The 17,555-nt window shown below is 49.5% G+C and carries 16 protein-coding genes; 5 read left to right on the plus strand and 11 right to left on the minus strand.

The features are described from left to right. Window positions 1-5 precede the first annotated feature (5 nt). Window positions 6-413, plus strand: coding sequence for a CTP pyrophosphohydrolase (gene nudG, locus G434_RS20305; RefSeq protein ID WP_000781866.1), 408 nt, complete (start codon window positions 6-8; stop codon window positions 411-413). On the opposite strand, the gene G434_RS20300 is transcribed toward nudG, so the two are convergent. Then, window positions 379-651, minus strand: coding sequence for a YnjH family protein (locus G434_RS20300; RefSeq protein ID WP_000085240.1), 273 nt, complete (start codon window positions 649-651; stop codon window positions 379-381). The two genes, nudG and G434_RS20300, sit on opposite strands and share 35 nt — an antisense overlap. A gap of 235 nt (window positions 652-886) precedes the next feature. Here G434_RS20300 and gdhA point away from each other — a divergent pair, with 235 nt between their 5' ends. Beyond that, window positions 887-2,230, plus strand: a complete 1,344-nt coding sequence (gdhA, locus tag G434_RS20295) for an NADP-specific glutamate dehydrogenase (RefSeq protein ID WP_000373044.1) — start codon at window positions 887-889, stop codon at window positions 2,228-2,230. A 76-nt stretch (window positions 2,231-2,306) separates the two neighbouring features. On the opposite strand, the gene topB is transcribed toward gdhA, so the two are convergent. The 3 genes from topB to G434_RS20280 form a co-directional block, all read right to left on the minus strand. After that, on the minus strand, window positions 2,307-4,262 hold the full coding sequence (topB, locus tag G434_RS20290; protein ID WP_001235804.1) for a DNA topoisomerase III: 1,956 nt from the start codon (window positions 4,260-4,262) through the stop codon (window positions 2,307-2,309). A 4-nt stretch (window positions 4,263-4,266) separates the two neighbouring features. Continuing rightward, window positions 4,267-5,310 carry a selenide, water dikinase SelD gene (selD, locus tag G434_RS20285; protein WP_001295485.1) on the minus strand — a complete coding sequence of 348 codons (1,044 nt, stop codon included), beginning with the start codon at window positions 5,308-5,310 and terminating at the stop codon, window positions 4,267-4,269. Between the two features lie 116 nt (window positions 5,311-5,426). Then, window positions 5,427-5,978, minus strand: coding sequence for an NAD(P)H nitroreductase (locus G434_RS20280; protein ID WP_000339288.1), 552 nt, complete (start codon window positions 5,976-5,978; stop codon window positions 5,427-5,429). Window positions 5,979-6,138: 160 nt separating this feature from the next. Between G434_RS20280 and sppA the strand changes: the two genes are divergently transcribed. From sppA to pncA, 3 genes are all read left to right on the plus strand, one after another. Next, entirely contained in the window at window positions 6,139-7,995 is a 1,857-nt protein-coding gene (sppA, locus tag G434_RS20275; protein WP_001259830.1) for a signal peptide peptidase SppA, read from the plus strand. A 165-nt stretch (window positions 7,996-8,160) separates the two neighbouring features. Then, window positions 8,161-9,177 (plus strand): asparaginase, encoded by a 1,017-nt coding sequence (gene ansA / locus G434_RS20270; protein WP_001170162.1) that lies wholly within the window; start codon window positions 8,161-8,163, stop codon window positions 9,175-9,177. A 10-nt stretch (window positions 9,178-9,187) separates the two neighbouring features. Next, on the plus strand, window positions 9,188-9,829 hold the full coding sequence (pncA, locus tag G434_RS20265; protein WP_001135079.1) for a bifunctional nicotinamidase/pyrazinamidase: 642 nt from the start codon (window positions 9,188-9,190) through the stop codon (window positions 9,827-9,829). A gap of 92 nt (window positions 9,830-9,921) precedes the next feature. On the opposite strand, the gene G434_RS20260 is transcribed toward pncA, so the two are convergent. The 7 genes from G434_RS20260 to G434_RS20230 all read right to left on the minus strand — a co-directional run bounded on the left by G434_RS20260 (window position 9,922) and on the right by G434_RS20230 (window position 17,531). Then, the gene (locus tag G434_RS20260) at window positions 9,922-11,280 is read right to left on the minus strand and encodes an MFS transporter (protein ID WP_000438819.1); all 1,359 of its coding nucleotides are present in this window, start codon (window positions 11,278-11,280) and stop codon (window positions 9,922-9,924) included. Between the two features lie 117 nt (window positions 11,281-11,397). After that, the gene (locus tag G434_RS20255) at window positions 11,398-12,156 is read right to left on the minus strand and encodes a DeoR/GlpR family DNA-binding transcription regulator (protein ID WP_000719088.1); all 759 of its coding nucleotides are present in this window, start codon (window positions 12,154-12,156) and stop codon (window positions 11,398-11,400) included. A 136-nt stretch (window positions 12,157-12,292) separates the two neighbouring features. After that, window positions 12,293-13,273, minus strand: a complete 981-nt coding sequence (gene ydjG / locus G434_RS20250) for an NADH-dependent methylglyoxal reductase (protein WP_000723698.1) — start codon at window positions 13,271-13,273, stop codon at window positions 12,293-12,295. Between the two features lie 9 nt (window positions 13,274-13,282). Continuing rightward, the gene (locus G434_RS20245; RefSeq protein WP_001309545.1) at window positions 13,283-14,230 is read right to left on the minus strand and encodes a sugar kinase; all 948 of its coding nucleotides are present in this window, start codon (window positions 14,228-14,230) and stop codon (window positions 13,283-13,285) included. A gap of 4 nt (window positions 14,231-14,234) precedes the next feature. Then, on the minus strand, window positions 14,235-15,071 hold the full coding sequence (locus tag G434_RS20240; protein WP_000878883.1) for a ketose-bisphosphate aldolase: 837 nt from the start codon (window positions 15,069-15,071) through the stop codon (window positions 14,235-14,237). 20 nt (window positions 15,072-15,091) lie between these two features. Continuing rightward, window positions 15,092-16,135, minus strand: a complete 1,044-nt coding sequence (locus tag G434_RS20235) for an NAD(P)-dependent alcohol dehydrogenase (protein ID WP_000798101.1) — start codon at window positions 16,133-16,135, stop codon at window positions 15,092-15,094. A 16-nt stretch (window positions 16,136-16,151) separates the two neighbouring features. Further along, window positions 16,152-17,531 carry an MFS transporter gene (locus G434_RS20230; RefSeq protein ID WP_000435315.1) on the minus strand — a complete coding sequence of 460 codons (1,380 nt, stop codon included), beginning with the start codon at window positions 17,529-17,531 and terminating at the stop codon, window positions 16,152-16,154. Window positions 17,532-17,555 lie beyond the last annotated feature (24 nt).

Below are 17,555 nucleotides of genomic sequence, written 5' to 3' on the forward strand. Positions count from 1 at the left end.
AATTTATGAAAATGATTGAAGTTGTTGCCGCCATCATCGAACGTGATGGCAAAATTTTACTCGCGCAACGCCCCGCCCATAGCGATCAGGCGGGATTATGGGAGTTTGCCGGTGGTAAAGTCGAGCCGGATGAAAGCCAGCGGCAGGCGCTGGTGCGTGAGTTACGCGAAGAACTGGGCATCGAAGCAGCTGTGGGTGAATATGTTGCCAGCCATCAGCGAGAAGTTTCGGGGCGGATTATCCATCTTCATGCCTGGCACGTACCCGACTTCCACGGGACGTTACAGGCACATGAACATCAGGCGCTGGTCTGGTGCTCACCTGAAGAGGCGCTGCAATATCCGCTGGCCCCTGCTGACATTCCACTATTAGAGGCATTTATGGCTTTACGCGCCGCCAGACCAGCGGATTAGTGCTAAGGGTTTTGTCATCCCGCTGGCATTGCAGCAGTATTCCTTCGGCTTTAATTACCGCCCCTTCAGAATAATTTTGATCCTGATAAACGCAGCACTGAGTACAGGGCTGCGCTGACTGCCCGCCTGAACTGAACACTTCTGGCGGTACGTTCACCTCCACGTCCGGACGATAATGCGGGTTAGCCAGTGCAATTAATGGAAATGCTAATACTACAGCGAACAATGCTCGACTCACAGGGAACTCCTTAACGTTATTGTCTCTGCTACTAATAACGGTAGCCGGGCGGCATAACTTTAGCGACTGAGTTATCGCATTTGGTTATGAGATTACTCTCGTTATTAATTTGCTTTCCTGGGTCATTTTTTTCTTGCTTACCGTCACATTCTTGATGGTATAGTCGAAAACTGCAAAAGCACATGACATAAACAACATAAGCACAATCGTATTAATATATAAGGGTTTTATATCTATGGATCAGACATATTCTCTGGAGTCATTCCTCAACCATGTCCAAAAGCGCGACCCGAATCAAACCGAGTTCGCGCAAGCCGTTCGTGAAGTAATGACCACACTTTGGCCTTTTCTTGAACAAAATCCGAAATATCGCCAGATGTCATTACTGGAGCGTCTGGTTGAACCGGAGCGCGTGATCCAGTTTCGCGTGGTATGGGTTGATGATCGCAACCAGGTACAGGTCAACCGTGCATGGCGTGTGCAGTTCAGCTCTGCCATCGGCCCGTACAAAGGCGGTATGCGCTTCCATCCGTCAGTTAACCTTTCCATTCTCAAATTCCTCGGCTTCGAACAAACCTTCAAAAATGCCCTGACTACTCTGCCGATGGGCGGTGGTAAAGGCGGCAGCGATTTCGATCCGAAAGGAAAAAGCGAAGGTGAAGTGATGCGTTTTTGCCAGGCGCTGATGACTGAACTGTATCGCCACCTGGGCGCGGATACCGACGTTCCGGCAGGTGATATCGGGGTTGGTGGTCGTGAAGTCGGCTTTATGGCGGGGATGATGAAAAAGCTCTCCAACAATACCGCCTGCGTCTTCACCGGTAAGGGCCTTTCATTTGGCGGCAGTCTTATTCGCCCGGAAGCTACCGGCTACGGTCTGGTTTATTTCACAGAAGCAATGCTAAAACGCCACGGTATGGGTTTTGAAGGAATGCGCGTTTCCGTTTCTGGCTCCGGCAACGTCGCCCAGTACGCTATCGAAAAAGCGATGGAATTTGGTGCTCGTGTGATCACTGCGTCAGACTCCAGTGGCACTGTAGTTGATGAAAGCGGATTCACGAAAGAGAAACTGGCACGTCTTATCGAAATCAAAGCCAGCCGCGATGGCCGAGTGGCAGATTACGCCAAAGAATTTGGTCTGGTCTATCTCGAAGGCCAACAGCCATGGTCTGTACCGGTTGATATCGCCCTGCCTTGCGCCACCCAGAATGAACTGGATGTAGACGCCGCGCATCAGCTTATCGCCAATGGCGTTAAAGCCGTCGCCGAAGGGGCAAATATGCCGACCACCATCGAAGCGACTGAACTGTTCCAGCAGGCAGGCGTACTGTTTGCACCGGGTAAAGCGGCTAATGCTGGCGGTGTAGCAACATCGGGCCTGGAAATGGCGCAAAACGCTGCGCGCCTGGGGTGGAAAGCCGAGAAAGTTGATGCGCGTTTGCATCACATCATGCTGGATATCCACCATGCCTGTGTTGAGCATGGTGGTGAAGGTGAGCAAACCAACTACGTGCAGGGTGCGAACATTGCCGGTTTTGTGAAGGTTGCGGATGCGATGTTAAGCCAGGGCGTGATTTAAGACAATTGTGCCGGATACAGCGCAAACGCCTTATCCGGCCATAAAAATCTTCAGTATCAGATGGTTGAAAGAACCTTTATATTATCACTCCATTGCCCGCCTCTTCTGATGGCGGGCTTTTTTTCGGCGCTCTCTTGCGTGGCGAATCCTTTTTCTTCCCTTCTCCACCGCCGGGAGCCATTATTCCCCGAAACTGCCTTACCGACGTGCGCTTTGCCTGATCAATCAACTGGTACAATGTCCCCACCAGCGGCTGCATAAAGTCCTGATAGCGACACTGCTTTTCACTGATTTGCGTCAGCACCGATTCCCAGTGCGCGGTCATGTCCGGTCGCGTCGCCATTTCTGGCAGCGAATGGAATAGCGCTTTTCCGGCGTCGGTGGAGTGGATATAGCGCCCTTTTTTGGTCAGGAAGCCTCGCTTGAACAGCAGTTCAATAATCCCGGCACGGGTTGCTTCTGTCCCCAGGCCATCGGTCGCACGAAGGATCTTTTTCAGATCTTTGTCCTGCACAAAGCGCGCGATTCCGGTCATCGCCGAAAGCAGTGTTGCATCGGTAAAATGACGCGGCGGCTGGGTTTGCCGCTCTACCACTTCACCTTTTTCACACAGCAACTCATCGCCTTTCGCCACCACAGGCAATGGCGTACCGTCGTTTTCTTCATCGCGCTCTTTGCTGCCTAACAGCGTGCGCCAGCCTGCTTCAGCAAGAAAACGCGCTTTAGCGACAAATTTGCCTTTGGCAATATCCAGTTCGATAACACACTTGCGGAACACCGCATCCGGGCAGAACTGCATCAAGTACTGACGGGCAATCAGGTTATAGACCTTCGCTTCGTTCTCCGTCAGGTTGATCGCAGAACTCCGTGCGGTCGGGATGATGGCGTGGTGTGCATCGACCTTTTTGTCATCCCAGCAGCGGTTGCGTATATCTGGATCGACCACTGGCTGCGGCAACAGATCTGGTGCATGAACGCTGATGGCATTCATCACCGCGTGGCGTCCGGCAAAATGTTCTTCTGGCAAATAGCGGCAATCGGAACGCGGATAAGTGATTAGCTTGTGCGTTTCGTACAACTTCTGGCAAATATCAAGCACGTTCTGCGCGCTCAGACCAAAGCGTTTTGCCGCTTCAATCTGCAACGCCGAAAGAGAAAACGGTAGCGGTGCGGATTCTGATTCCCGTTTATCGTTATAGCTGGTGACAATAGCCGGTTGGCCGCTGATGCGGTTGACCACATGCTCCGCCAGCGGACGATGTAACAAGCGCCCTTCTTCATCCTGATAAGGTTCACACGCTTCGCTCGGTTGCCAGATAGCGGTAAACCGCTCATCGGCAGGTGTCACGATATGCGCTTTGACTTCAAAGAAATCTTTCGCCACGAAGTTTTCAATCTCTTCGTCGCGGCGCACTACCAGCCCGAGCACGGGCGTCTGCACGCGTCCCACGGAAAGTACGCCCTGATAACCGGCATTGCGACCGAGAATAGTATACGCACGGGTCATATTGATGCCGTACAGCCAGTCGGCTCGGGCTCGCGCCAGCGCAGAAACGCACAGCGGTACAAACTCACTGTTGGAACGAAGACGGTCGATCGCCCGCTCAACCGCCTGCGGGTTCAGGTCGTTTATCAAGCAACGCTGCACCTGCTGGCGCTTTTCCGGTGCCAGTTGCAGATAGTCCAGCACTTCATCCACCAGCAATTGCCCTTCACGATCCGGGTCCCCGGCGTGAACGATTTCGCTGGCTTCATGCAGGAAGCGTTTGATGACGTTAAGTTGTTTGGTCACGGAGGGTCGGGGCTGTAATTGCCACTTTTCCGGGACAATCGGCAAATCCGCAAGATTCCAGCGCGCATAGCGGCTGTCGTAGGCGTCTGGCTGCGCCTGCTCAAGCAGGTGACCGATACACCAGGTCACTACCTGACCATTACCGCACTCGATAAAGCCATCGCCTTTCCGGTGCGGTTTGGGCAGGACATCAGCAATGGCGCGCGCCAGACTCGGTTTTTCGGCAATAAACAACCGCATTGAATTAACGGATCTCAACCATGGCACGACCGCCGCGCGCTGGCACCAGTTCGCCAATCGCCGTCAGTTCAATGCCAAACTCGGCGGCTGTAGCTTTAACCTCATTTTCTGCTTCCGGCATGACCGCCAGCAGCAAACCGCCAGAAGTTTGCGGATCGCACAGCAAATCGCGCACTTCACGCGGCATTTCACCCATCAGATGACCGTAGCTGGCAAAGTTACGTTCGGTGCCGCCAGGCACTGCGCCCAACTTAATGTACTCTTCAACCCCCGGCAGTTTCGGGATCGCTTCATAGTCGACGCGCGCCTGCACACCAGCACCCTGACACATTTCGCTTAAATGCCCCAGCAGACCAAAGCCCGTAACGTCGGTCATCGCTTTTACGCCTTCGATGTTGGCAAAGGACGCGCCTGCGATGTTCATCCGGCACATCACTTCCGTCGCCAGTCCCTGATGTTCTGGTTTCAGCAATGATTTTTTCTCAGCCGTAGTAAGAACGCCGATCCCCAGCGGTTTCGTCAGGAACAGTTTACATCCGGCTTGTGCGGTACTGTTTTTCTTCACCCGCTCGGTCGGTACGATCCCCGTTACCGCCAGACCAAAAATCGGCTCCGGCGCATCGATGGAGTGACCGCCAGCCAGCGCAATACCCGCCTGACGGCATGCATAGCGTCCACCTTCGGTTACTTCGCGGGCAATTTCCGGGGAAAGTTTGTTAATCGGCCAGCCGAGGATCGCAATCGCCATAATCGGTTTGCCCCCCATCGCGAAGATATCGCTGATGGCGTTAGTCGCCGCAATGCGGCCAAAATCGAAAGGATTATCAACGATCGGCATAAAGAAGTCGGTGGTACTGATAACGCTGGTGCCATTGCCCAGATCGTACACCGCCGCATCGTCGCGGGTTTCATTACCCACAAGCAAATTCGGATCAACAAACTTCGCCTGCTCACTGTGCAGGATGGTTTCCAACACTTTTGGGGAAATTTTACAGCCGCAACCAGCTCCGTGGCTGTATTGGGTCAAACGAATCGAGTTCTCGCTCATGGACATCTCCTGTCAATGCAATCCGGGTATGGTAACCCTCATTCCATGAAGTGATAAGTGAGAGTGTCTGAATTCCTGCGCCTTTGCTCACAATCCAGACAGTTTCGCGACAATTATCAGAAATAAGTTACAAACGGCGTCGGGTCCGGGACGTTTATCGACGTAGATGCTTTCAGCTGCGGCGTACCAAGGTAGAGAAAACCGACAATTTTATCCTGCTCACGGCAACCGAATGCTTCACGCACTACCGGACTTTCAGTTAATGCGCCACTGCGCCAGATGCCGCCAAACCCCTGGGCAACTGCTGCCATTTGCATCGCCATGACCGCGCATCCCGCAGACATTTCCTGTTCCCAGCGCGGGACTTTATGATTTTCTTCGCATTTTGCCACCACCGTGATGATGAGCGGTGCGCGGTACGGCGCATTACGGGCTTTGTCGATGGCTTTGTCATCACTACCGGCAGCAATCGCCCCCTGCTCCAGAACGGCGCTGAAACGCTCGCGTCCTTCCCCTTCAATCACAAAAAAATGCCACGGTTGCATGGACTTATGGTCCGGCGCACGCATACCCGCTCGCAGTATGTTTTGCAGTTGTTCACCCGTTGGCGCAGGTTCAGCCAGGCGGGAGGCGCTACGGCGATTGATCAATAGTTCGAGTGCATCCATTTGATTAACTCCTGTCATGATATTTATTCACAAAATTAACACGAGAGTGGATTTTGTTACAGCACAGTCCGCAATTCCTGCTGACAAGTGCCGGTTGGGTCATTACGATAACCACATCTATTGCGCCTGTGACAGGTGTGACCTTAAGTTGGGAGAATACATGCGAACCCTTTGGCGATTTATTGCCGGATTTTTTAAATGGACGTGGCGTCTGCTGAATTTCGTCCGTGAAATGGTACTTAACCTGTTCTTTATTTTTCTCGTACTGGTTGGTGTGGGGATCTGGATGCAGGTCAGTGGTGGTGATTCGAAAGAAACGGCCAGTCGTGGCGCGCTGCTGCTGGACATTTCTGGTGTGATCGTCGATAAACCCGACAGTTCTCAGCGGTTTAGTAAATTAAGCCGCCAACTGCTTGGTGCCAGTTCCGATCGTCTGCAGGAAAACTCACTGTTTGATATCGTCAATACCATTCGCCAGGCGAAGGATGACCGCAATATCACCGGTATCGTGATGGATCTGAAAAACTTCGCAGGCGGCGACCAACCGTCTATGCAGTACATCGGCAAAGCCCTGAAAGAGTTTCGTGACAGCGGGAAACCGGTTTATGCCGTTGGCGAGAACTACAGCCAGGGGCAATATTATCTCGCCAGTTTCGCCAATAAAATTTGGCTGTCTCCGCAAGGCGTGGTGGATCTGCACGGTTTTGCTACCAACGGTCTGTACTACAAATCGTTGCTGGATAAGCTGAAAGTTTCCACCCATGTGTTCCGCGTGGGTACGTATAAATCTGCCGTTGAACCGTTTATTCGTGATGATATGTCACCGGCAGCCCGCGAAGCTGACAGCCGCTGGATTGGTGAGCTGTGGCAAAACTATCTGAATACTGTTGCCGCTAACCGGCAGATCCCTGCTCAGCAGGTATTCCCTGGCGCGCAAGGGTTGCTTGAGGGTTTAACCAAAACCGGTGGCGATACCGCGAAATATGCACTGGAAAACAAGCTGGTCGATGCACTGGCATCGAGTGCGGAAATCGAAAAAGCTCTGACCAAAGAGTTCGGCTGGAGTAAGACTGATAAAAATTATCGCGCCATCAGTTATTACGATTACGCATTGAAAACGCCGGCAGATACCGGTGACAGCATCGGTGTCGTCTTCGCGAATGGCGCAATTATGGATGGCGAGGAAACTCAGGGAAATGTTGGCGGTGATACCACTGCGGCACAAATCCGCGACGCTCGCCTTGACCCGAAAGTGAAAGCGATTGTTCTGCGTGTTAATAGCCCAGGTGGCAGCGTTACCGCGTCCGAAGTGATTCGCGCTGAACTGGCTGCCGCCAGATCAGCGGGTAAACCTGTGGTTGTGTCGATGGGCGGTATGGCGGCATCTGGTGGTTACTGGATTTCCACGCCAGCTAATTACATTGTGGCTAACCCCAGCACCCTGACCGGTTCTATCGGTATCTTCGGCGTGATCACCACCGTAGAAAATAGTCTGGATTCGATTGGTGTTCATACTGATGGTGTATCAACTTCACCGTTGGCGGATGTTTCTATCACCAGGGCACTGCCGCCGGAAGCGCAGCAGATGATGCAGTTAAGCATTGAGAATGGCTATAAACGCTTTATCACGCTGGTTGCTGATGCGCGTCATTCGACGCCGGAGCAGATTGATAAAATCGCCCAGGGCCACGTCTGGACCGGTCAGGATGCAAAAGCTAACGGGCTGGTCGATAGTCTCGGGGATTTCGATGATGCGGTCGCCAAAGCAGCAGAGCTGGCAAAAGTGAAACAGTGGCATCTGGAATACTACGTTGATGAACCGACCTTCTTCGACAAAGTGATGGACAACATGTCTGGTTCTGTCCGGGCAATGTTGCCAGATGCGTTCCAGGCCATGTTACCTGCACCGCTGGCCTCGGTAGCCTCTACCGTTAAAAGTGAAAGCGACAAGCTGGCAGCGTTTAACGACCCACAAAACCGTTATGCGTTTTGCCTGACCTGCGCCAACGTGCGTTAAGTCTTGTACTAAGTGGCCGACAGATCGTCGGCCACATTTTTTTTACCTCGACGAATCCTCTTCCCGCTGTCTCGCCCCATATTTCCTTATCCGCATAGTATCAGGTGCGCTCCCCCTGCCTCACGTATATACTTTTGCTCTTTCGATATCATTCATATCAATATCATGCAAAAGAAATCAATTTACGTCGCCTACACGGGCGGGACCATCGGGATGCAGCGTTCCGAGCAGGGTTATATTCCGGTGTCAGGTCATCTACAGCGCCAACTGGCGCTGATGCCGGAATTCCATCGCCCGGAGATGCCAGATTTCACCATTCATGAATATACGCCGCTGATGGACTCTTCAGATATGACGCCAGAAGACTGGCAGCATATTGCTGAAGATATTAAAGCGCATTATGACGACTATGATGGTTTTGTCATTCTGCACGGCACCGACACGATGGCGTATACCGCCTCTGCGCTGTCGTTCATGCTCGAGAATCTCGGTAAACCGGTCATTGTGACAGGGTCACAAATCCCGCTAGCTGAGTTACGCTCTGACGGACAAATTAATCTGCTGAATGCGTTGTACGTTGCGGCGAATTATCCGATCAACGAAGTAACGCTCTTTTTTAATAACCGACTTTATCGTGGCAACCGTACCACCAAAGCCCATGCCGATGGTTTTGATGCGTTTGCCTCTCCAAACCTTCCTCCGTTACTGGAAGCAGGTATCCATATTCGTCGTTTGAATACGCCACCCGCCCCGCACGGTGAAGGGGAATTGATCGTTCATCCAATCACCCCACAACCCATTGGCGTAGTGACGATTTATCCGGGGATTTCTGCTGACGTCGTGCGCAATTTTCTGCGCCAACCGGTGAAAGCATTGATTCTGCGCTCATATGGCGTGGGTAATGCGCCACAAAACAAAGCCTTCCTGCAGGAATTACAAGAAGCCAGCGATCGCGGTATTGTGGTGGTCAACCTGACACAATGTATGTCCGGTAAAGTGAACATGGGTGGTTATGCCACCGGTAACGCCCTCGCCCATGCCGGCGTTATTGGCGGTGCAGATATGACTGTAGAAGCCACACTAACCAAACTGCATTACCTGCTTAGCCAGGAACTGGATACTGAAACCATTCGCAAGGCCATGAGCCAAAACCTGCGCGGCGAACTGACGCCGGATGATTAAGGAGACTGCAATGCCCCCTCGCGCCCTGTTACTGGTCGATTTACAAAATGATTTCTGTGCTGGTGGCGCGCTCGCCGTGCCGGAAGGTGACAGTACGGTGGATGTCGCTAACCGCCTGATTGACTGGTGCCAGTCGCGCGGTGAAGCGGTTATCGCCAGTCAGGACTGGCACCCGGCGAATCACGGCAGTTTTGCCAGTCAGCACGGTGTAGAGCCTTATACGCCAGGCCAACTCGACGGTTTGCCACAAACCTTCTGGCCAGATCACTGTGTGCAGAACAGTGAAGGCGCACAATTACATCCGTTACTGAACCAAAAAGCGATCGCAGCGGTGTTCCATAAAGGCGAAAATCCTTTAGTTGACAGTTACAGTGCCTTTTTTGATAACGGCCGTCGGCAGAAAACCACGCTCGATGACTGGTTACGCGATCATGAAATCGATGAATTGATCATTATGGGCCTGGCTACTGACTATTGCGTGAAGTTTACCGTACTGGACGCGTTACAGTTAGGTTATAAGGTTAATGTGATTACCGATGGTTGTCGTGGTGTGAATATCCAGCCACAGGACAGTGCGCACGCGTTTATGGAGATGTCAGCAGCTGGGGCAACGCTATATACGCTGGCAGACTGGGAAGAGACGCAGGAGTAATTTTATGCTGGCCTACAATTCTGTACTGCCATTGTAGGCCAGATAAAACACGTCAGTGGTACATCTGGCAATTGACGCCATCAACGAAAGATTTAATTCACCTCAGAAATCTCTTCCAATGACACCTTCCGCGTTTCGATGCCAAAAATGGAGAGAACCAGCGCACAGAGCACTAACATCACGCCAAGCACTATAAACACCGTGATTGACCCATAATGCGTTAATAGTGCCGCAACGCCATAAGGCGTGAAGACCGCGACGATCCGTCCGACGGCATTAACGAAACCTGAACCGCGCAGGCGTAAATGCGTTGGCCAAAGCTCCGGGATATAAACCGCCGACGCGAAGCAAACATACATGTATAAAAAGAAGATCATCACCAGGCCATAGATTAAAATCGCCCACTCTGTAGTCTGAATTGAATAGATATAGCCTAACACGGCAATAATAATAAGCAAGGCGGAACCAAATAATCGACGAGGGAAATGATCAATAATTAATGCCGCAATAAATATTCCTACCGGAGCGCCAATCATAATAACAGCAGTCATTAATATTGATTTATCGACATCAATGCCGGAGTTAACAAATATGGTCGGTATCCATACGGTGATGGTATAAAGTGAAATATTCATTGCAATTAAAACAGTAATCGCGACTAATGTACGTCGTAACATTTCCCCTTTAAACAGCAGCCAGAAAGTACCATTGATTACGTTAGCCTTGCTGTTGCTCTGATTCAAAGTAAGCGGGGGTAAACGAACACTCTTCTCTCTTTCAATTTGCTGCTCTACTTCACGAAGTTGGCTTTCTGCACCTGCGATTTGTCCTTTACCCGCCAACCATCGAGGCGACTCAATAAAGTATTTACCTGAGAGAAACCAGGCTAACAGTATGCCAATACCACCCAGCAGAAACATTATCCGCCAACTAAAAAAAGCGATAACCACCACGCCTATCGCCGCAGACAACATGGGCGACCAGTTACCGACAAATGAGAGTCGCGCGGACCATTTTCCACGCACCGTCGCGGGGATAAACTCCGTAAACGAAGCATAGCCAACCATAATCAGCGCCCCCATTCCTGTGCCCATCAGGAAGCGAAAGAAGATGAGCCAGTACATATCAGGGACAAAAGCGGCCCCTGTTGCCGCAATACCGACGATGAGAAGATTTATGCGAAAAGCCCTGCGCCGCCCAAAATAATCACCGATGAACCCACCGGTAAGAGAGCCGATGAAATAACCAAACATTAATGCCGAGGTAAAGGCGGCATTGAGGAAATTATTTGACCATCCATTGCTTACCAGCTTTGCTAAAACAACATTGCCTGAATAACTCAAAAAACCCGTTAATAACAGACTAAAGCTTATAATACCAAATATACGATAATGAAACCGGGCCAAAGGCAAGCGGTCCAGTCTTGCGCCAATTTGATCATATTGTTCCATTAGGTGCCTCGGATTTGCTAAAAAGGTAGCAATTGCGGCAAATTCACTTGCCGCATCTTTATCATCATTTTATTTTCCAGGCGCAGGAACAAATAATATTGACAACGTGTGCTTAAATTACCACACCAGCTGGATATTATTGTCTTTGCAAAATGCTATCCACTCTGCACCCGGTGATTTATCAGTTATTATGTAATTAATATGACTAAAGTCAGCTAACTGGACAAAAGCTTTGCGATCAAACTTAGAGTGATCAACCAATAACGCTACCTCTGTCGCCTGACGGATCATTGTCTTTTTGATTTCAGCTTCCGCTTCGTTAGAGTCCAGCGCGCCGCTGTTAATATCTAGACCTTTACAACTCATTACCATGATATCGACATGGTAGCGGCTGATGATCTCTTTAGTAATTCTTCCTTGCAGGGAAAGTGTATTTTTGTTTAGTTCCCCACCCGTTGAAACGACTTTAATTTCTGACTGAGCCAGAACATGAATCGCTTCCGCCGAGTTGGTTAGCAACGTCAGGTCACTACGGTCCTGTAACAATTTGAGCAATTCCATTACGGTACTACTGGAATCGGCTGCCATGGTGGTTTTATTGTCGATAAAGGGTAGTGCCTTGCGTGCAATAAGCTGCTTCTCTTCATAAAACGATGAAGCACGCTTATAAAAATGGATATTCTCCGTCAACATCGCTGTATTTAAAACAGCACCACCATAGGTTCTGGTCAAAAAGCCTTCATCTTCCAGCTTCTCAAGATCGCGGCGAATGGTTTCTTCGGTTACCTGAAAAATCCCACTCAAATTTGAGACTGTCACCTTTTTATCGTTGGCAACCATTTGCTTAATTGCCTGAATCCTGTCTTTTGCCGCCACGATTACACCCCTGTATCTTTTTACATCACATTAGCGTGATTATCGCATAACCGATGTTTACTTTCAAAATAGCCTGTTTGAATCACAGATTTTCATCACAGTTTTCACAGAAACAGAGGTGAATCGTGTTGAGTATTTAACGCTCCAGGGCCTCTGCCATTTCCCTCATCAATGTTGCGTCTGCATCCGATAAGTTGATATTCAATGCCGCGACATTTTCGCGTACCTGTTCCGGTGCAGTAGCCCCACTAAGAATGGAGATTAAATCACTCTGTTTTAATATCCACGCCAGTGCCAGAGTGGGAATTGTGCACTGATAACGAGCACAGAGTGGCTGCCACTGTTCAAGCATATCAATCACTTTCAGCATGTTTTCACGCTGGAACCAGACTTTATTTGCCCGAGCGCCGCCCGGAACGTAATCACGAGTGATGGTACCGGTCAACAATCCCTGCTCTAACGGGGAATAAACCTGTACCACAATGCCATTATCACGACATAGCGGCAGCAGTTCGCTTTCCATTGCCCGGTCGAGGATACTGTATTTCGCCTGAATAATATCCAGTTCACCATATTGCAGATACTCGCGGATATGGTCAGCATCGACGTTAGCAGCGCCTATAGCGCGAATTTTCCCTTCGGCCTTTAACTCATTGAGCACTGCGACAGTTTCAGCGATCGGCGTAAAAAATGGCGGCACCGACTGCCAGTGCGTCATGTAGATATCGATGTAATCAATACCCAGACGTTGCAAGCTGGCTTCTACCTCTTCGCGGATAGATTCCGGGGAAAGGTTTTTATACAACTGCCGATCGCCAACTTTGTTGAATAAACTTCCTTTTCGTTCCCAGACAATGCCGCATTTGGTTTCTACTACAACCTGTTCACGGGGCAGTTTTTTTAACGCCTGACCGACGATAACTTCACTATTGCCAAAGTTATATCCTGGCGCAGTATCAATCAGATTAATGCCACAACGATGGGCTTCAAGAATCGTATCAATACATATTTGCTGATCGAGATCGCCATTCCATGCAGGACCGCCGCCAATGGCCCATGTCCCCAACCCCATTCGCGAAAGCGTAATATCCGTTGTGCCTAAAGGTATCTTTTTCATTTGCCTTCATTATCCTTCGTATTCTTCCAGCAATTGTTCGACCAGCTTTCTGTTTTTTACGCCGGTGGTGGCACCGACGCTTAGAACCGAGATAGCCGCCGTTGCATTGGCAAAGCGTGCGCATTCACGCAGATTTTTGCCTTCTAACAGTGCCGCAATAAAACCTGAAGCAAAGTTATCGCCCGCGCCAATGGTGTCGATGGCGGTTATTCCTGCGACCGCCGGCACCTTCATCGTCATGTCACCACGCTTGATAAAGCAGCCGTCTTTACCCGTTTTAATCACCACCGTTTTTACGCCGCACGCAAGAAAGCAGTCAGCAATTTCATCCAGTGTCTCTTTCCCGGTGAGTAATTTTGCCTCGGCAAAATTAGGAAACAGATAATCGACAAAACTCAATGCTTCGCAAATATCATCCAGCGTTTCATTCAACCGTGGTTTGATCATATCGGCACAGATAATCATCTGCCGGGCTTTAGCTTGCGTAAAAATTTCTGTTAGCGCTTTACCATCCAATAGAGGACTGTTGAAAATACTGGCCAGTGATAATAATTTCGCCTGAGAAAACCGCGCAAAATCAACATCGTCAATATTCAATTTCCACAGACTGCCGTTACGGTTTGTGACAAACGTCCGCTCGCCATCCTCCGTCACCAGTCCAACGTTAATAGAGGTATCTATGCTGACGTCCTGCTTCAGGCTTTGAATATCAATATTCTCTTTGCGGCAATGGTCGAGAATAAATTGTCCTGCGGCATCTTTACCAACACGACTCATTAATGCTGTGCGATGGCCCAGACGAGAAATAATTGTTGCTTCATTTATTGCATCACCCCCGGTGGTCATTGCGATTCTTTCAAGAGGATAAGAATCCACATCAAAGATATTTTTACTGACCGGTTGCAATGGAATATCAACAATAGCGGCACCTATACAAATAACGTCGAGATTATCCATATCATTATTCCGCTTTGCCATCAGAACCGAACAGTTTAATTTTTTCCAATGCCCGTTCTTTTACAGCTTTACGTACTTCACGTTCTAAATGCAGGAAAGGCTGATCCTGGTTTTCTTTCACTGCTACCATTGCGGCCTGACAGAGCTCCGTATGAATGTTGATTTTCGCGATACCCAACGAAATTGCAGTTTTAATGTCGGTATCACTGATCCCCGATGCGCCGTGCAAAACCAGCGGAACAGAAACGGCATCGCGTACGCGTTTGACGACCTCAAAATTCAATTGTGGCTCTGACGTATAAACCCCATGTTGGTTGCCGATGGCGACAGCCAATGAGTCACAGCCCGTACGTTCAACAAATTCAGCCGCCTGGTCAGGATCGGTATAGTGATAGCCCGCCAGCGCTTCTTCATAAACGGTTTCATTACCGACATGCCCTAATTCTGCCTCTACCGGAATACCCAGCGGATGGAAGAAATCAACAGCCTCTTTGGTTAAACGAATATTTTCTTCGAAATCAAATGCGGAAGCATCACGCATTAATGAATTCATACCATGAGTCCAGGCGTTATGAATAATTTCCATACTCCGACCATGATCCCAATGAGTTATTACCGGCACCGTTGCTTTTTTTGCCATTGATACCATCATGTGAGAGAAATCTTCAAATGAGGTGTTCCCGACAAAACCTGTACCAAAAGAAATAATAACCGGTGATTTCGCTTCTTCGGCTGCGTCGATAACGCCCATCAACATTTCTGCATTCCATACGTTAAAATGGGCAATTGCATAATGTTTATTTGTGGCATCGTTTTCCCAATATCTGATATCTGCGAGCATATTCTGTTCTCCCGTATTAATTAATCGCTAATTTTAATAACGCCTTTAATAATGTCGCGTTTGTTGTTAACCGACTCTTCAAATGCCTGTTGTACATCCTGATAATCGTAAATATGTGTCACCATCGATTTCACATCGAATCGCCCTGAGGAAATAGCTTCAATCGTGACCGGATAACGATTGGCATAGCGGAATACTGTCTGAATAGTGACTTCGCGATTGATTTTGAGGAAATTGATTGCCGAATCGCCCGGTACAGTACCAACAATCATAATTTTACCGCCGCGCATTACCAGATAAGGTGCCTGTTTAACGGTGACCGCAGAACCCGCTGTTTCGAAAACAATATCTGCGCCCATTTCTTCGGTAAATTGCTGACAGCGTGCAATAGTGTCTTCTTTTGCACCGTTAATAACCACTGTCGCGCCGAGCTGTTCCGCCATTGTCAGACGTTTATCCAGTACATCAACGACGGCAATATCCGTAGCTCCCAGGCATTTGCACGCTTGCAACGTCATCAAACCAATACAACCCGCTCCCAGAATAATTATCTTCTTACCCGGTTTAACATCTGCCAGCATCGCGGCATGCATCCCGACTGCAGCAGGCTCCACCAGCGCCCCTTCCATCATGTCCATATTGTCGGGCAGTTTGTAAGTAAAGCTCTCCGGATGACACAGATAGTGCGTTAATGCGCCGCGGTAGTTAGGTTGTGTCGCCATAAAATCAACGTCCGGGCAGATGTTATATTTGCCTTCCAGACAGTAACGACAGTGACCGCAAGGAACGCCAGGTTCGATATTTACTCGATCCCCCGGTTTAAATTTGCGCACTCGGCTTCCCACAGCCACAACCGTCCCGGCGCATTCATGACCCAGGCCAATTTCTTGATTTGGGTCTTTAGGCGGAATAAACGGGCCTGATTCAAAACCATGTACATCTGAACCACAAATACCGACATATTCCACTTTAATCAAAACTTCATCTTCTTTAGGCACAGGTATTTCTGCTGAAATAATTTTCATTGTGCCCGGCACCTGCAATATTGCTTTTGAATTTTTCATTTTGAATCCACCAGTATTATTTATTGACTACTGCATCAATACTTAAACTTTCAACGGAGACACCTTTGGTTTCAATTCCAATGGTGGCGATAGCAATTGCGACAATAATTGAAACCGCCCCCAGAAGAATAAAGACTCCCGTTACGCCATAACTACTGAGCAGCACTGCAACGGCATAAGGTGCGGCAATACCACTGATTCGCCCTACTGCATTCGCCAGACCGGAGCCACGTAATTTGGCCTCTGTCGGCCAGATCTCAGGGACATACACTGCCGAGGCATAGCAAACGTACATATAGACGAAAGTAATCAGGAAGAAACCAATCAGCGTTATGAGCAACATACTGGTTTGCAGTGAATAGATATATCCGAGCACCGCAATCAGGATTAATAGCCCCACACCCATTGTTTTACGCGGAATTTTATCCATCACCAGCATGGCAATAAAAATACCAAATGGCGCGCCAAACATACTCATGGTATTTAAAACAATCGAGTCTTTTAAATTAATCCCCTGGGTCATGAATATCGTTGGCAACCAGTTAATTAGTGTGTACTGCACAACGTTCATGGCAATCAGCACACAAGAACCTAATATCACGCGTTTCAGTAATACTCCTGTCAGTAAGGCTGAATACGGCACCGCTTGTGGCGCTTTACCGTCATCAGCAATAACCACGGGCGGCAAAGGTTTTCCCGTCTGGCGTATGACGCCTTCTTCTATACTCCGCATGACTTTCTCGGCTTCCTGATACCGTCCGCGCGATTCCAGCCAGCGCGGGGATTCAGGAAAGTAGCGCCAGGCCAGCGCCGTAGCGATAAGCGACAATATTGCAGGGATAAGCAGTTGTACTCGCCAGTTCCACTCTGCACTAATCAGCGGCGTGAGTCCCATCGCAATCAATGAACAGAGCGGATATGACCAGTTGCCAATAAAAGAAACCCGACTGGACCACGTTCCGCGATTTCTACCGGGCATATATTCGGTGAAACCAGCAAACAGCGTCACCAGTAAAGCTCCCAGCCCAACGCCCATCACAAAACGGCAGGCAATAAGGAAATCCATATTCGGTGAAAAAGCACCGACCACCATCGAGGCAATATGAATGGCCTCATAGAGGATGAACGCATTTCTGCGACCGGTTTTGTCACCGATGATGCCGCCAACCAGCGCACCGAGAAACATTCCGGCGGTCGTGATTGCTGAGAATGTGGCAGTGGTGGAATTATCTGTCCAGCCCAACTCTTTCAGCTGCGCGAGGATCAAGCCACCAACGGCATTACTCCAGCAGACAAGCAAGCCAAACGAGACGATGGCAAACATTGACGAATGCCAGCGGCAATCCGGTAAGCGATCCAGCCGTGCACCACAATGCGGTTTTGTTATCTGTTCCATGCGATAACGTTCCTTCAGGAGAGT

The sequence above is a fragment of the Escherichia sp. KTE172 genome, from assembly GCF_000408845.1.
GTDB classification, from domain to species: Bacteria; Pseudomonadota; Gammaproteobacteria; order Enterobacterales; family Enterobacteriaceae; genus Escherichia; species Escherichia coli.

Excerpts from the sequence above, each read along its gene's own strand:
- sppA (WP_001259830.1), top strand. The coding sequence starts at position 6,139 with ATGCGAACCCTTTGGCGATTTATTGCCGGATTTTTTAAATGGACGTGG.
- pncA (WP_001135079.1), top strand. The coding sequence starts at position 9,188 with ATGCCCCCTCGCGCCCTGTTACTGGTCGATTTACAAAATGATTTCTGT.
- nudG (WP_000781866.1), top strand. The coding sequence starts at position 6 with ATGAAAATGATTGAAGTTGTTGCCGCCATCATCGAACGTGATGGCAAA.
- G434_RS20280 (WP_000339288.1), bottom strand. The coding sequence starts at position 5,978 with ATGGATGCACTCGAACTATTGATCAATCGCCGTAGCGCCTCCCGCCTG.
- topB (WP_001235804.1), bottom strand. The coding sequence starts at position 4,262 with ATGCGGTTGTTTATTGCCGAAAAACCGAGTCTGGCGCGCGCCATTGCT.
- G434_RS20240 (WP_000878883.1), bottom strand. The coding sequence starts at position 15,071 with ATGCTCGCAGATATCAGATATTGGGAAAACGATGCCACAAATAAACAT.
- gdhA (WP_000373044.1), top strand. The coding sequence starts at position 887 with ATGGATCAGACATATTCTCTGGAGTCATTCCTCAACCATGTCCAAAAG.
- G434_RS20245 (WP_001309545.1), bottom strand. The coding sequence starts at position 14,230 with ATGGATAATCTCGACGTTATTTGTATAGGTGCCGCTATTGTTGATATT.
- G434_RS20230 (WP_000435315.1), bottom strand. The coding sequence starts at position 17,531 with ATGGAACAGATAACAAAACCGCATTGTGGTGCACGGCTGGATCGCTTA.
- ansA (WP_001170162.1), top strand. The coding sequence starts at position 8,161 with ATGCAAAAGAAATCAATTTACGTCGCCTACACGGGCGGGACCATCGGG.
- G434_RS20235 (WP_000798101.1), bottom strand. The coding sequence starts at position 16,135 with ATGAAAAATTCAAAAGCAATATTGCAGGTGCCGGGCACAATGAAAATT.
- selD (WP_001295485.1), bottom strand. The coding sequence starts at position 5,310 with ATGAGCGAGAACTCGATTCGTTTGACCCAATACAGCCACGGAGCTGGT.
- ydjG (WP_000723698.1), bottom strand. The coding sequence starts at position 13,273 with ATGAAAAAGATACCTTTAGGCACAACGGATATTACGCTTTCGCGAATG.
- G434_RS20260 (WP_000438819.1), bottom strand. The coding sequence starts at position 11,280 with ATGGAACAATATGATCAAATTGGCGCAAGACTGGACCGCTTGCCTTTG.